12 protein-coding genes are annotated in these 13873 nt (G+C 67.7%); 8 read left to right on the forward strand and 4 right to left on the reverse strand.

Annotated features, from left to right (window positions below; all coding sequences use genetic code 11):
• Positions 1-478: 478 nt before the first annotated feature.
• The 3 genes from IEY21_RS15880 (at position 479) to IEY21_RS15890 (ending at position 1740) form a co-directional block, all read left to right on the forward strand.
• Positions 479-826, forward strand: a complete 348-nt coding sequence (locus IEY21_RS15880; protein WP_188905322.1) for a hypothetical protein — start codon at positions 479-481, stop codon at positions 824-826.
• Between the two features lie 72 nt (positions 827-898).
• Complete coding sequence (yidD, locus tag IEY21_RS15885) at positions 899-1195, forward strand: membrane protein insertion efficiency factor YidD (protein ID WP_188905323.1); 297 nt, start codon at positions 899-901, stop codon at positions 1193-1195.
• 26 nt (positions 1196-1221) lie between these two features.
• Positions 1222-1740, forward strand: coding sequence for a hypothetical protein (locus IEY21_RS15890; RefSeq protein ID WP_229753177.1), 519 nt, complete (start codon positions 1222-1224; stop codon positions 1738-1740).
• Positions 1741-1897: 157 nt separating this feature from the next.
• Here the strand turns inward: IEY21_RS15890 and IEY21_RS15895 are convergent, their stop codons facing one another.
• Both IEY21_RS15895 and IEY21_RS15900 read right to left on the reverse strand, forming a co-directional pair.
• Positions 1898-2446, reverse strand: a complete 549-nt coding sequence (locus IEY21_RS15895; protein ID WP_188905324.1) for a dihydrofolate reductase family protein — start codon at positions 2444-2446, stop codon at positions 1898-1900.
• Positions 2447-3032: 586 nt separating this feature from the next.
• Entirely contained in the window at positions 3033-5585 is a 2553-nt protein-coding gene (locus IEY21_RS15900) for an excinuclease ABC subunit UvrA (RefSeq protein WP_188905325.1), read from the reverse strand.
• Between the two features lie 211 nt (positions 5586-5796).
• Here IEY21_RS15900 and IEY21_RS15905 point away from each other — a divergent pair, with 211 nt between their 5' ends.
• The 3 genes from IEY21_RS15905 to IEY21_RS15915 are packed head-to-tail and all read left to right on the forward strand — an operon-like array spanning position 5797 to position 7780.
• Entirely contained in the window at positions 5797-6327 is a 531-nt protein-coding gene (locus IEY21_RS15905) for an RNA polymerase sigma factor (protein WP_188905326.1), read from the forward strand.
• Positions 6324-7007, forward strand: coding sequence for a hypothetical protein (locus IEY21_RS15910; RefSeq protein ID WP_188905327.1), 684 nt, complete (start codon positions 6324-6326; stop codon positions 7005-7007). Before IEY21_RS15905 ends, IEY21_RS15910 begins: the two co-directional genes overlap by 4 nt.
• 56 nt (positions 7008-7063) lie before the next feature.
• Positions 7064-7780 (forward strand): hypothetical protein, encoded by a 717-nt coding sequence (locus IEY21_RS15915; RefSeq protein WP_188905328.1) that lies wholly within the window; start codon positions 7064-7066, stop codon positions 7778-7780.
• Positions 7781-7889: 109 nt separating this feature from the next.
• Here the strand turns inward: IEY21_RS15915 and IEY21_RS16955 are convergent, their stop codons facing one another.
• On the reverse strand, positions 7890-9995 hold the full coding sequence (locus tag IEY21_RS16955) for a sensor histidine kinase (protein ID WP_229753178.1): 2106 nt from the start codon (positions 9993-9995) through the stop codon (positions 7890-7892).
• 297 nt (positions 9996-10292) lie between these two features.
• Here IEY21_RS16955 and IEY21_RS15925 point away from each other — a divergent pair, with 297 nt between their 5' ends.
• Entirely contained in the window at positions 10293-11927 is a 1635-nt protein-coding gene (locus IEY21_RS15925) for a PAS domain-containing sensor histidine kinase (RefSeq protein WP_188905329.1), read from the forward strand.
• Between the two features lie 157 nt (positions 11928-12084).
• On the opposite strand, the gene IEY21_RS15930 is transcribed toward IEY21_RS15925, so the two are convergent.
• Positions 12085-12243 (reverse strand): hypothetical protein, encoded by a 159-nt coding sequence (locus IEY21_RS15930; protein WP_188905330.1) that lies wholly within the window; start codon positions 12241-12243, stop codon positions 12085-12087.
• Between the two features lie 466 nt (positions 12244-12709).
• Here IEY21_RS15930 and IEY21_RS15940 point away from each other — a divergent pair, with 466 nt between their 5' ends.
• A complete protein-coding gene (locus IEY21_RS15940) occupies positions 12710-13636 on the forward strand; it encodes a hypothetical protein (RefSeq protein WP_188905331.1) in 927 nt (308 codons plus the stop codon).
• The last annotated feature ends 237 nt before the right edge of the window (positions 13637-13873 follow it).

Genomic DNA, 13873 nt, shown 5'->3' on the forward strand with positions numbered 1-13873 from the left:
ACACGAGGTACACGCCTGGGCACACTCAAAGCAGGCCGCGAGGCACTCGGTCAGGGCTTCCATGGAAAACGGGGAGCGGCCCGTCTGCGGATGGGTCTGCAACATGCGGGTCAGGGTCGAAGCGGCGGGCTGGGTCATGGAACAACCTCCAGAAGGAAAGAATGGACGTTCTCCTACCATCCTGGGAAGTTTCATGTTAAGCCGCTGTAAAGTGCCCGTTTCCCTCAATACTGGCTCAAGGCCGTCTCAGCTTCGGATCAAGGTGTGGCCCGCTGTAGGCAGCCCTATGCTGGGTGGGATACCGGCGCAGCGGCAACGCCCCTGGCCGTCAGAACAGGATGTGGCGGCCTTGGGTGCTGGGCGGCCGGAGACAGGAAACAGAGGCGAACGATCTGCAGGACAGCGGTGGATCCGGGTGTGGGGGGGGTGTGGCATGTTCGTTCTGGCGGAGCCAGCCGGTCTGTCATGCTGACCGGACATGAACGACGCTGCACACTCGATTGCGAACGCGGAACAGCTTCGTCTTCTCCGGGAGGACCTGGGGCTTACGGACCTGCCGGCGTGTGGCTCCCCCCTGGGCCTGACCCCGGTCGAGATTGCCGGCCGGCTCGCCCATCTGTACCGCAACGAGGCAGGCCGGAAGGAGGACGCAAGCTCCGCTGCCGAACGCACCGCCCTGGCGGACCACCTGGGCCGGCACCCGGACCTCCGGGAGCGGATCTGGGATCTGTGGTGCGCCGCCCTGGCCCCGGCTGAGCGGGACACGGCCGCCTCCTGGCTGGATGTCGGCTTCACCGGGTCCAGTCCACAGGAGCCGCCCGCATAGAAGCAGGGTTTCCCCTGGATTCTTTAGGTGTGTCTCAACTGTGCTCTCCCTGCTGCGGCTTAGGCTCAGGGCATGCCGTTTCTCGATGCCTCGGTCCTGGGAGGAATTGCGCTTTACCAGCGCTGGCTCTCTCCTCACAAGGGATTTCGCTGTGCCTACGCCGCCTTCTTCGGGGGCGAGTCCTGCTCGGCCGCCGTCGCCCGCACCATCCGGGAGCGGGGCCTGAGGGGAAGTGGGGCGGCCATCGCGGAGCGCTTCGCAGCCTGTCGTCAGGCCTACAGCCACCTCTCCGCCGGAGCAACAGGCGGCCCGCGCGTGCGGGGCGTGTGCTGCTGTGGACCGCTCCCCATTCCGTTTCGCTGCGGATGATGCCCCGCTCTGTTCAGGAGGTGCCCATGACTTCAGAGAATATGCCTTCCTCCCCCGATCCGGCCCCGACCGAGGCCCAGCGCCGCCGTGCCCGCCTGATCCGCCTGGGCCTGATCGGCCTGGCCGGGGCAGTCACGGTCACCGTGTTGAACGAGGGAGTCCGGCGGGTAGTGCCCCACGCCCCCCGCATCGAGGTGATTGGCGAGCGGGCCCTGGCCGGATCGCTGAAGGCCCTGCATGTGAACCCACCCCGGGGCGCGGCGCTGTACCGCTGGACGCTGCTGGGAGATCTGGTGTCCAACACCCTGTATTACGGCCTGGTGGGGCTGGGGACACGGCAAGGCGCGTGGGGACGCGGTGGAATGCTCGGACTGGCGGCGGGCGTGGGCGCGGTGGTCCTGCCCGGGCCCCTGGGCCTGGGACGCCAGCCGGGAGCACGGTCGCCGAGGACACCCCTGCTGACGGCGAGCTGGTATCTGGCGGGCGGGCTGGTGGCGGCAGCGGCCGCACAGCGGTTGACGCCCGAAACGCAGGCGACCCGGTAGAGCAGGCACCGGCAGGGCGAGGTCAAGGACTGTTCTCTGCCCACCGCACAGGGGCGGACAAGGCCACCCGGCATCTCCTGTGCAACCGGCGGACACCCCAAGGGTAAGGACGCTTCAGGTTGATGGAAAGCCGATCCTTTTCCTCGCCCGCTTCAGGTCAGCCTGCAGCCACAGGAACGTAGGTCAGGAGCAGCACGCCCGCGCCGAGGTCCCTGGAGGCGATCAGGTTGAGGGCCAGCCGGTCCCCCCCGCCCGGGAACAGGCGCCGGCCGCTCCCCAGAACCAGGGGATAGACCATCAGACGCAATTCGTCCACAAGGCCGCGGCGCAGCAGCGTCTGAACGAGGGTGCCGCTGCCGTAGACGAGCAGATTTCCACCGGCCTGCCGCTTGAGCGCCTCCACCGCAGCGCCCACCTCTTTCCCAAGTACAGTGGCGTTCCATCCCAGGGAGTTCAGGGTGGTGGTGGCGACGAACTTCGGCAGGCGGTTCATCCGTTCGCCGAACTCCCCGGTGCCGGTGGCGTCCGGCCAGTAACGGGCGAACTCCTCGTATGTCACGCGGCCAAGCAACAGGACGTCACATTCGAAGAGCTCATCGTGCTTGAACTGCCCAATCTCCGGACTCGAGAAGCCCTGCTGCCACGGAGTGGGCTCTTCATACACGCCGTCGAGGGTCAGAAACTCGGTCACGATCACCTTGCGCATCTGGACTCCTTTCTTCTGCTCATCTACAGGCTTTTCGTGACCGGGAGGGTTACTGTCCCAGATCCTGACGGGAGCGCGTTCGTATTCTGACAGACGGGGTTGCCGCCCTTCCCCCAACCTGCGGCGCTCCATGTTCCCGGCAGCCGGGCCCGGAACGGCGGGGCCAACGCGGGCGCGGTCAGGCCCCTGAGGCCGGAAGCTCCCCGGATCCGCGCGCTTCCAGGCGCGTCAGCAACCGCAGCGCCGCGAAAAGAAACAAAGAAACAGGGAAATCACCCCGGCCAGACCCACCCCAGGAGCGTCAGAACAAGGGACGGCGCAAAGACCGCGCGTATCAGGCGTCCGCATCGGTGATCTGGTCCTCCATGCTGAAGTGCGCCCTGAGATGACCGGCCAGGCATGGGCAGAGAAAGAGGTACGCTTTCCCCTTCCCCCGCGGCGTGCGGTGCGTGGCGGACCAGGAGGCCATCCTGCCCTACAGGGGCGGCCCCTGATTCAGAAGACGTGCCCGCTGGACCCGGTTGGGCAGTCACATGCACAGGCAACGCAGAACACTGGGCGGTGCGGAACCTTTCCGCCCACCCCGTCAGGGCGCCCCCACCCCGTTCGCCACGTTGCCCAGGGCCTGGGCCAGATACGGCGCGGTCCGGCTGCCGCGGGCGCGCGCCACCTCATCCGGCGTGCCCTGCGCCACAACCTGACCGCCCTCATCCCCCGCGCCGGGACCGACATCAATTACCCAGTCGCTGCCGACCACCAGTTGCATGTCGTGCTCCACGGCAATAACGGTGTGGCCGGCGTCCACCAGCCGCCCGAGCTGACGGGCCAGGCGCTCCACGTCGGCGGGGTGCAGCCCGGTGGTGGGTTCGTCCAGGAGGTACAGCGTCTGTCCCCGGCCGGCGCGCTGCAACTCGGTGGCCAGCTTGATGCGCTGCGCCTCCCCACCGGAGAGTTCGGTGGCGGGTTGGCCGAGCCTCAGGTATCCCAGGCCCACCTCGCGCAGGGTGTCCAGGCTGCGGAACACCGCCGCGTCGTCCCGGAAAAAGTCCCAGGCGGCGTCCACAGTCAGGCCCAGCACTCCCGCGATGGTGCGCCCACGGTACTCGACTTCAAGCGTCTCGGCGTTGTAGCGCGCGCCGTGGCACACCGGGCAGGGTGCGTACACGCTGGGCAGGAACAGCAGCTCGACCATCACCCAGCCCTCGCCCTGGCAGTGTTCGCAGCGCCCTCCCCGGACATTGAAGGAAAATCGGCCCGCGCCGTAGCCCCGCTCGCGGGCCAGTGGAGTGGCGGCAAACAGCCTGCGGACATGGTCGAACAACCCGGTGTAGGTCGCCATGTTGCTTCTGGGCGTGCGGCCAATCGGTTTCTGGTCGACCCGGACCATCCGCGAGAGGGCCGTCACGTCTCCCCCCAGGCAGGCGGTAGCGGGGGCCGGGAGGTCGCTGTGGTCCTCCTCGTCGGGGACCACGCCCGCCTGATCACCGCTTCCCGGTCCGAAGTGGGCCGCCAGCGTCTCGGCAAGAACCTGACTGACCAGGGTGGACTTGCCCGACCCCGACACGCCGGTCACGCAGGTCAGCACGCCCAGCGGAAACCGGACGCCGAGGTCCTGGAGGTTGTGGCGCGTCACGCCGGACAGTTCCAGCCACCCGGAGGGTGCGCGCGGCACCCGCGCGGCCTGTGGGCCCGCACGGAACAGGTACCTGGCGGTCTGTGAGGCCGCCACATTCCGCAGACCCTCCGGCGGCCCGCTGTACAGGATCTCGCCGCCCTGCTCCCCGGCCCCTGGACCGACGTCGACCAGCCAGTCGGCGCGGCGTACCACGTCCAGATCGTGCTCGACCACGAACAGCGAGTTGCCGGCCGCCTTCAGGCCGTCCAGCGCCCCGAGCAGCGCCTCGGTGTCGGCGGGGTGCAGTCCGGCGGAAGGTTCGTCCAGGACGTACACCACGCCGAACAGGTTGGAGTACAGCTGGGTGGCCAGGCGCAGGCGCTGCAACTCCCCGGGCGAGAGGGTGGGCGTCGACCGTTCGAGCTGCAGGTAGCCCAGCCCCAGGTCCAGCAGCACGTCCAGCCGCGCGGCCAGGTCGCCGGTCAGGCGCTGCCGGGCCAGGGCCTGCTCGGGCAGCCGCTGGACAAGCTGCGCGTGCCCGTCCTCATGGCCGGCGGCATACGGGCGCAGCAGCGCAGCCAGCTGTTTCAGGGGCAGGCGCGAGAACTCGGTGATGTCGTACCCCGCAAACGTGACGGCCAGGGCTTCCGGCCGCAGCCGCTTGCCCCCGCACACCGGGCACTCGGCCGCGATCATGTAGCGCTGCACCCGCCGTTTCATGGCCGCGCTCTCGGTGGTGGCGAAGGTGTGCAGGACGTGCCGCCGGGCGCTGCTGAAGGTCCCCATGTAGTCGGGCTCGGCCCGGCGCTTCACGGCCCGGCGGGTCTGCTCGGGCGTCAGGCCCGGATACACCGGCACCACCGGCTGTTCGTCGCTGAACAGAATCCATTCCCGGGTCTGTGGCGGCAGCTCGCGCCACGGCACGTCCACGTCGATGCCGAGCGACACCAGGATGTCGCGCTGGTTCTGCCCGCCCCAGGCCTGCGGCCACGCCGCGAGCGCCCGTTCGCGGATGGTGAGTGACGGATCGGGCACCATGGAGGCCTCGGTGACCTCGTAGACCCGGCCCAGACCGTGGCAGTTCGGGCAAGCCCCCTCGGGGGTGTTGGGCGAAAAGCCCTCGGCGTAGACGATGCCTTGCCCCGGCGCATACGTTCCGGCACGTGAGTACAGCATCCGGACCAGATTGGACAGGGTGGTGACGCTGCCCACCGAGGAGCGGGCCGTGGGCGCACCGCGCTGCTGCTGCAGGGCGACGGCCGGCGGCAGGCCCTCGATGGCGTCCACGTCGGGCGCCCCCACCTGATGAAACAGGCGGCGGGCATACGGCGAGACGGATTCTAGGTAGCGCCGCTGCGCCTCGGCGTACAGGGTTCCGAAGGCCAGCGAGGACTTGCCCGAACCGGATACCCCGGTAAACACCACCAGGGCGTCGCGCGGCACCTGCAGCGAGAGGTCCTTGAGGTTGTGTTCCCGCGCTCCACGGACCTGCACGAAGCCGGAAAACTCAGAGGAATTCGACATGGCCCCAGCAGTATGGGCGGCCCGGCCCGGCCGCCGGCGCGAGTCGCAACGATGACTGAACCTTTCGCGCCGGCACGCTCAGATTGCGGCCATGGGGGCGGAACACCAGCATGGGCAGCGCGGGCGCGGGCATCAGGACGCATCAGCGCCCCACCCTCCGTGCAGGTGAATCCAGCCGACCATGAAGCGCGTATCCTGGAGTACCAGGCCCATGACCGACGAACCTGTTCTGATGCTGCGGTTGCGTCACGGTGACGAGGACGCGCTCGCCGAGCTGTATGCCCGGCTGGGCGGCCATGTTTACGCCCTGGCATGGCGGCTGCTGGGAGACCGCGAGGAGGCGCAGGAGGTGCTGCAGGATACGTTTGACCGTCTTTACCGCCGCGCTCATCAGTACCGGCCCGAACTCGGGTCGCCGCGCGCCTTCGTGTATACGGTGGCACGCAATGAGGCCCTCAGCCGCCTGCGGGCACGCGGGGCGCGGCCCGTACTCGGAAGTGAAGCAGACCTGTCGGGCGAGGTGTCGCAGGCCTGTGCCGCTCCCGATCTGGACACCCGTGTGGTGGTTCAGGTCGCGCTGGGCCACTTGACCGAACAGGACCGGGCCCTGATTCGCGAGTCCTTTTTTCTGGGCCTGAGTCATGGTGAAATCGCCGCCGCACACGCGCTGCCGCTCGGCACCGTCAAGACGCGGGTACGCCGCGCCCTGGCGAGGATGCGCCGCACGCTGGAGAGAGGGTGAGGGCCCCGCATCCCGACGTGGACCTGCTGCGCGCGTATGCGGTGGGCGACCTGCACGGCCCGGCCGAGGACCAGACCGAGGCCCACCTGCTGGCCTGCCCGGTATGCCGGACGCAGGTGGTCGCGTGGCGGACCGAACTCGCGGCCCAGGTGGACGCCTTGCCGGTGGCCGGTCCGCTTCCGCCGCGGCGCCCCCGCCCGGCCCGGAGCGCCTGGACTGAACCGGCCCCGCTGCGCCGGCCTGCGCCGGCATTTGTCCGCACCACCGCGCTGCTGGTGCTGTGTGCCGGAGCGGTGGGCTGGGGCGGCTGGCAACACGTTCAGGCCAATGCCGTGCGCGCCGAGCAGCGGCAGGTGGCCGCTTGGCTGGCCCGGCCCGGAGTGACCGTGCTGGAACTCAGTGCCCGGAATCAATCCACCGCCGGACATCTGCTGCTCCTGCCTGGCCGCGAGGTCCTGTTCGTGCTGCCGCCGCCCACCTCCGGCAAGGTGTATCAGGTGTGGGTGGCGTCCAACTGGAAGCGCGGCGATCCCCTGACGCCCAGTACCCGCAGCGTCCGGGGAGTCCTGGCGGCCAGCGTGGAAGGCCGGGATTACGTCTGTATCAGCCTGGAAGATGCGGGACGCGCAATGACAGGGCAGACCCGACCAACCCTGGTTCTGGGCTGGACCAGTCTGTAAGCCCAGAGATGAATCCAAACCGGGTGGCGCCGCGTTTCTGGAGGTGGAGGTTCCTCATGATCAAGACCATGCTGGTCCGCGCCGCCCTCGTCGTGTTCGTCTGCTCCGCCCATGCCAGCGCCGCTACCCCGCAGTTGGATCTGCGCCAGGATGCCAAACTGGGCAGTATTCTGACCGGCGACAAGGGCATGACCCTGTACCTGTACACCAAGGACACGCCGGGCGTCACCAACTGCTATGAGCAGTGCGCCGTCGCGTGGCCCCCGCTGCTGTCTGACACGCTGCCCAAACTGCCCTCCGGAATGCCCGGCAAGCTAACGCTGGTCAAACGTAAGGACGGCACGCAGCAGGTGGCCTACAACGGCTGGCCGTTGTACTACTGGGTGCGCGACCAGAAGGCGGGCGACACCACCGGGCAGGACGTAGGCAAGGTCTGGTACGCGGTCAATCCAGGACCTCCCGTCAGCACCGCCAAGAGCAGCGAGCTGGGCAACCATCTGGTTGCCCCCAACGGCATGACCCTATACCTGTACACCAGGGACGAGAAAAATGTGAGCACTTGCTATGACGGGTGTGCCGCCGCCTGGCCACCGCTGCTGAGCGCTTACCTGCCGGCCGAAAAGGGCAGCAAACTGGGCACCACCCTTCGCAAGGACGGCGCGCTGCAGGTCACCTACGACGGAAAACCGCTGTATTTCTGGGCCAAAGACAGCAAGCCCGGCGACACCACCGGGCAGAACGTGGGTCAGGTGTGGTTCGTGGTCAAACCCTGACTGCCTCCGTCCCTTTGCGTGAAAGGCCGCCGGGGCAAGTAATAGACCATGAGGCGGCGCAGGCTGGCCGGTAAACGCGGGCTGTCTGTGCCGGGGCCGCGCCGCTGTTTCAGGAATTGGCGCGCGCCTTCGGGACCGTGAATCCGAAGGTTGCGCCTTCGCCGGGCTGGCCGGTGGCCGAGACCTCTCCGCCGTGTCTCGTGACGATGCGCCGGACATTGGCCAGCCCCACCCCGGTGCCCTCGAAGTCGTCCTGGCGGTGCAGCCGCTGGAAGACCCCGAACAGTTTGTCCGCGTAACGCGGATCGAAGCCCACGCCGTTGTCCCGCACGAACAGCGCCCAGCGGTCCGGGCGTTCCTCCGCCCACACCTCGATCACCGCTTTTTCCTGTCTGGCGGTGTACTTCAGGGCGTTGGACAGCAGGTTCGCCATCACCTGCCGCAACATGGCGGGGTCGCCCGTCACCTGCGGCAGCGGCCCAACCTGCCACTCCACCAGCCGGCGCTCCGCTTCATCCACGAGTTCCCCGCGCGTCTCCTCCACCAGCTGGCCCAGGTCCACCGAAGCAACCTGCAGGGACACCTGAGAGATCCTGGACAGATTCAGCATGGCCTCGAGCAGACGGTCCATCCGCCCGATGGCGTCTTCCATAACCCCGAGGTAGCGGGTCGCCTTGACATCCAGCGTGTCTCCCAGATGCCTGTGAAGCAGTTGAGAAAATCCTGCGATATGCCGCAGCGGCGTGCGCAGGTCGTGCGAGACGCTGTAGGCAAAGGCCTCGAGTTCCCCGTTCGCCTCTTCCAGGGCGCGGGTGCGCTCCCGGACCTGCAGCTCAAGGTGCGTGTTGAGGTCAACAGCATTTGCCTCGGCAAGCCGCTGCTGCGTGATGTCTTGCACCAGACCCAGCACATGGGCGGAGTCGCCCCGCACACCCTTGAGGGTCTGGCCGCGGGCCCAGATCCAGCGCACCTCTCCATCCGCGCGGCGGATGCGGCACTGGAAGTCCCATGCCTCACCGCGTTCCAGGGCGGCGCTGTACCGGCGGTCCACATCCTCGCGGTCTTCGGGAAGAACGTGGGCGATGAAGGTCTGATACGTCCACGCCGGATGCCCCTGCGGGTAACCGAAGATCTCGTCATGCCGCATGGTCCGCGCCGCCACCTGAGTGTGGGTGTCGAGTTCCCAGGCGCCCAGCCCCGCAGCGTCGAGCGCGAAATGCAGGCGGCTGCGGCTGGCCAGCAGGGCGGCGTCCGCGTGCTCGCGCGCCTCATCCTCGCGGTGCTCGCGGTTCAGGGCCAGCCCCAGACTGCGGACGGCCGCCTCCAGGATGCTGCGCTGCAGGGGGGACCATTCCTCGGGCGCGGCACAGACGCAGCCGAACACGCCACGCACGCTGGACCCCCACCGCACGGGAAGCATGGCCACGGCATGGGTGGACTGGGTGTCATCGGGGAGTCCAGAATGGTAGTACGGCCGACCGGTCTCGTAAGGGATTTGGAGCCACCCGGCGTCGTGGGGCCAGGGGGAGTCGTCTGACTCTGTTCCACCCGCCTCGGTGCGCGCCGTCACCTGACTCCTGACCTGCCAGCCTTCGTTGTCCGGCTCGCAGTACACCATGCGGCCTTCGGGCAGGTAATCCGTCAGCAGTTCCTGCAGGCTGTGGATCAGGCCGTAGGCCGTCTTGTTGGCGCTGTAATCCTGCAGAAACTCCTCGATCAGGGCCAGGGACCGGGTCCGGGCCTCAAGTTCTGTGCGCTGGGCCTGCAGGTGGTGCCGCGCGCTGACCTGCCCGGTGGTTTCCAGAATGGTGACCAGAATGCCCCCCACCGCGCCGGTTTCATCGTGGACAGGGCCGTAACCCAGGGTGAAGTACGCCTCCTCCTCCTGCCCGTGTCGGGTGAGCATGAAGCGCTGGTCGGTGAACCGGAATGTCTCGCCGCGTTCGTACACGCCCTGATACACGGGTTCGAGGAAGGCCCACAGCTCCGGCCAGGAGACCCGGTTGGGGTGCCCCAGGGCGCCGGGGTGCCGGTCTCCCATCAGGTCACGGCAGGCATCGTTGTACAGCTGCGTGAAGTCTGGTCCCCACAGCAGCAGGATTGGAAAGGCGCTGCTCAGCGTGATCCCCACGGCCGTCCGCAGGGCCGGCGGCCATGCCTCTGGCGGCCCGAGCCGCGTGCCGGCCCAGTCGAATTCACGCATCCGGGCTGCCATGTCACTGTCCCCCGGAAAGGGTGGGGAGGCCATGGTTGCAGGGGGGAAAGGACGATTCACGGGTGTTGCCAAGATAGACGATCCGGGCCGTCAAGGGCCGCTTGCCGCATCCACCGACCCCTCACATTCGCGGTTGGCCGGTCCTGCGTGTGGGAAAAAGGGCGCCGGGCATGGCCAAGCGCGGAGGCGCCCTCCTGTCGCCATGCACCTTCGCCGCGGTGAAGATTGCCCCGGCACGGCGTCCCAAACTCCAGCACGGACTTTCTGCGTTCTGCCGCCATACCCTATATTCCAGTCATGACGGTCGACCCGGCAGGTCCCAGGGACGACCTACCCAGCTTCCCCCCCGATCTGCAACTCTTCAGCCAGGCGCTCACCGCGAGCGTCCACAGCGTCGTGATCTCCGATGTCCGGCTGCCGGACATGCCCGTCATCTATGTCAACCCGGCTTTCGAGCGCCTGAGCGGGTACCCGGCCAGCGAGATCATCGGGCACAACTGCCGCTTCCTCCAGGGGCAGGATCTGGCGCAGCCCTCCAGGCAGGAACTCCGGGAGGCCATCGAGCAGGGACGCAGCGCCACCGTGGTCCTGCGCAACTACCGCCTGGACGGCACCCTGTTCTGCAACGAGCTGACCATCAGTCCCATCCGTGGCCCGGGAGGGACCGTCACGCACTACGTGGGCTTCCAGACCGATGTCACCCAGCGCGAGGAGGCGGCCGCGCTGATGACCCGCCTGCAGGACCTGACGCAGACCCTGGCCGCCACCCGCACCCAGGACGAGGTATGCGACGTGATTCTGAGTGACGCGCTGAATGCCCTGGGAGGCACGGGCGGAGCGGTGCTCCTGGTCGAGGAGCAGACCCTGACCGTCGCGGCGCAGCGCGGCGAGACGGCCGGCCGCCAGTGGAGAAGCGCAAACCTGCGTGAACCGGGAGCCGGGGCCGACGCGCTGCGCTCGGGGACCCCCTTGCTGTTCCACCGCAGCGGGGCTCTGGAAGCCGGGCCCGGCGCTCCGGCACAGACGGTCAGTGCGGTATTGCCCCTGACCGAGGACGGTCAGGCGCTGGGCCTGATGGTGCTGGAGTTCCGCACGACGCACGACTTCACTCCGGCCGAACACCACTTTCTGCTGACCCTGGCCAGTCAGGGAGCCCTGTCACTGGGCCGGGTTCAGCGGTCCGGCCAACTGGAACGGCAGGTCCGGGAGCGCACGGCCGAACTGCAAAACCAGCGCGATGTGCTGCAGGCGTTCAACGAGGAACTTGAGGCCTTTGCCTACAGCGTCTCGCACGACCTGCGCACGCCGGTCCGCCACATCATCAGCTTCGGCGACCTGCTGCGCCGCTCGCTGGCCGGACCGCTGGGCCAGAAGACCGAACGGTACCTCGGGATCATTCAGGACGCGGCACACCAGCTTGACCGGTTGATCGACGGCATGCTGGACCTCTCCAGCACCTCGCGTCAGCCGCTCCGGACCGGGCCGGTGGACCTGGACCACCTGCTGGACGCGGTACGTCACGAGCTGACCCACAACCAGCCGCCGCGCCCGGTCGTCTGGCACCTGGGCTCCCTGCCGACGGTACCGGGGGATGCGGACCTGCTGCGTCAGGTGGTCCGGGCGCTGCTCGACAATGCCCTGAAGTTCACCCGCATGCGTGAGCCGGCGGTGATTGAGGTATGGGCCGAGGATCGCGGAGCGAGCTGGGTCATCTCGGTGCGCGACAACGGCGTGGGCTTCGATCCGCACTACAGCGAGAAGCTGTTTGCCATCTTCCAGCGGCTGCACCACCGGGAGGACTTCGAGGGCGCGGGCGTGGGGCTGCCCAACGCCCGGCGCATCGTGGCCCGTCACGGGGGAACGATGTTCGCCGAGGGGCAGCCCGGGGCAGGAGCGACCTTCCACTTCACCCTGCCCAAAACGGCCCTCTGACGGGGCCTGCAGGACAGCCTGAACGCCGTTCCGTCTGGGCCATCTCAGACTGTGCGCCCGGCCACGGGTCCCTTCGATGGGGGCTGCCTCCAAAACTTCGCCGCCTCTCTTCACAGGGGAAGGAGGCGGCGTCTGGAAGGGAACGGGGGCGCGGAACTCACACCAAGTGCAGCCGGGCGAGCAGGGTATTCACGCCCCCCCTCAGGCCAGGACGTCCCTCGCGCTGGAGCCGGGCCTGATGAACCTGATGGGCATGCTGGGCTTCGAGACGAAGTTCGGAAACGCGGTTCTGGCCGAGGTGAAGATTCACGTTCATGTGCGGTTCTCCCTGCGCTGCCTGAGTGTTCTGAATCCGGCGCAGCGCTTATGCCCATATGGTGCTCCACAGGCCAAAGGGAGCACATGCTGTAAGTGGCGCATGGACGGGTCAGCCAAGTGGCCTAAAGTACATTTGCAGACCGTCAAGGGGGGAACTTAGCCAGGCCGCGAACCATGAGACCGACCATCACTTCGTCAACGAGGTTCTCTGCAGTTTCGACCAGCGCTTCACCATCTCTGGTCATGCGTCTGGATTTGCCCAGCCAGGCGAAGGGCCGCTCCATCACCCAGTAGCGCCTGAGCACCACAAATCCCGTGGGCACCTCCAAGAATCGTGGAGGTGCGTCATTTGGCAGGGATCATGCCCACCCGACCTTGACAGAACCGTCCGGGAGAGGGACCATAACCTGACCCAACCGTTTCCTATAACCCTCGTTCGCTCGTGCTGCGCCCCAGGAGTCAACATGTCCCGCATGCTGCTGATCCTCGGTCTTCTGCTCACTGGTCAGGCCCGGGCTGCCGCCCCCACGTCCACCCTGGTCGAGGTCACCTTCGTCGACGCGCAGGTCGTGACCGGCGCCCCGGAGCTGGGGTCCTTTCCCGCCCAGGTGGACACGGTGGCGCAGACGGCAGGCGGGCGGTGCGCGAAAAGCGAGTTCGTCGTCTGGGACACCATTCCCGGACGGGAAACGCGGTTCCGGGAAGTGCTCGGCAGCCTGGGATACACGTACACGGCGCTGAACACCAGCGACGCGCCGGGGCAGCATGTGGTGGCCTTCCAGGCCCGAAACACGGCCGGAGCTCTGGCCGGCATCTGGGCAGACGTGGACGGCACGACGCTGCTGGGGTGGTGCCGCGTCCAGCTGGCCCCGGCAGCATCGGCCAGCAAGGTTCCAGCTACTCAGACCTCAGCTGCCCCGACCAATTTTCAGCCCGGTCAGCGCGTGCTGGTGAAGTCCTTTTCGGTCACGAACGAGGCGACGGTGCGCGCCGTGCAGGGGGGCGGGTACCTGGTCCATTACGAGGACACGAACGTGCCCGATGGAGTCGTGGCTGCCAGTGACGTGCTGCCCTTCAACCCCGGCCCCACCCAGGGCGGGCCGCCGCCAGGCACCTACCAGTGCTGGCTGCCAATCTACGAGCACACCTACATGGGCACCTTTTCTCTCGCACAGGGAACGTATGCCTACCAGACGGGCACCAAAGGCAACGGACGCTACCGCTACGACGAACGCAGCCGGGTGGTGACCTTCCAGGGCGGGCCGCTGGACGGCCGAACAGCCGAGTACACCAACACGGCGCAGAACGGCCCGGTAATCCAGGTGATCTTTCCCCGGGGCCGGCGGGTGGGGGACGTGCAGAACTGTCTGCTGCGCAGTGCCGGCAACTGAGCGGATCGGCGAATCCCCGTGGCTGCCACGGCGTGGGTCAACGCGCGGCGCCCGGGTTCTCAGCAGCAGTTCGCTGAGCCGCCGGCCCCGGACCTTCACCGCCCGCCTCTGCACCGTCGCCTCTCCCTGCACGGCTCTGGCAAGTTGACCTCAAGCACCTGACGGCCTGACACAAAGTATGAGAAAGCGTCCCCGGTAGGGGACACTTTCTGTTTGTGACAACCGAAAATGCCACCG

It is taken from the genome of Deinococcus aerophilus, assembly GCF_014647075.1.
GTDB lineage: Bacteria > Deinococcota > Deinococci > Deinococcales > Deinococcaceae > Deinococcus > Deinococcus aerophilus.

Coding starts and splice junctions, on each gene's coding strand:
- IEY21_RS15895 (WP_188905324.1), bottom strand. CDS start 2,446: ATGCGCAAGGTGATCGTGACCGAGTTTCTGACCCTCGACGGCGTGTAT.
- IEY21_RS15890 (WP_229753177.1), top strand. CDS start 1,222: ATGACTTCAGAGAATATGCCTTCCTCCCCCGATCCGGCCCCGACCGAG.
- IEY21_RS16955 (WP_229753178.1), bottom strand. CDS start 9,995: ATGGCAGCCCGGATGCGTGAATTCGACTGGGCCGGCACGCGGCTCGGG.
- IEY21_RS15930 (WP_188905330.1), bottom strand. CDS start 12,243: ATGAACGTGAATCTTCACCTCGGCCAGAACCGCGTTTCCGAACTTCGT.
- IEY21_RS15925 (WP_188905329.1), top strand. CDS start 10,293: ATGACGGTCGACCCGGCAGGTCCCAGGGACGACCTACCCAGCTTCCCC.
- yidD (WP_188905323.1), top strand. CDS start 899: ATGCCGTTTCTCGATGCCTCGGTCCTGGGAGGAATTGCGCTTTACCAG.
- IEY21_RS15940 (WP_188905331.1), top strand. CDS start 12,710: ATGTCCCGCATGCTGCTGATCCTCGGTCTTCTGCTCACTGGTCAGGCC.
- IEY21_RS15900 (WP_188905325.1), bottom strand. CDS start 5,585: ATGTCGAATTCCTCTGAGTTTTCCGGCTTCGTGCAGGTCCGTGGAGCG.
- IEY21_RS15880 (WP_188905322.1), top strand. CDS start 479: ATGAACGACGCTGCACACTCGATTGCGAACGCGGAACAGCTTCGTCTT.
- IEY21_RS15915 (WP_188905328.1), top strand. CDS start 7,064: ATGATCAAGACCATGCTGGTCCGCGCCGCCCTCGTCGTGTTCGTCTGC.
- IEY21_RS15905 (WP_188905326.1), top strand. CDS start 5,797: ATGACCGACGAACCTGTTCTGATGCTGCGGTTGCGTCACGGTGACGAG.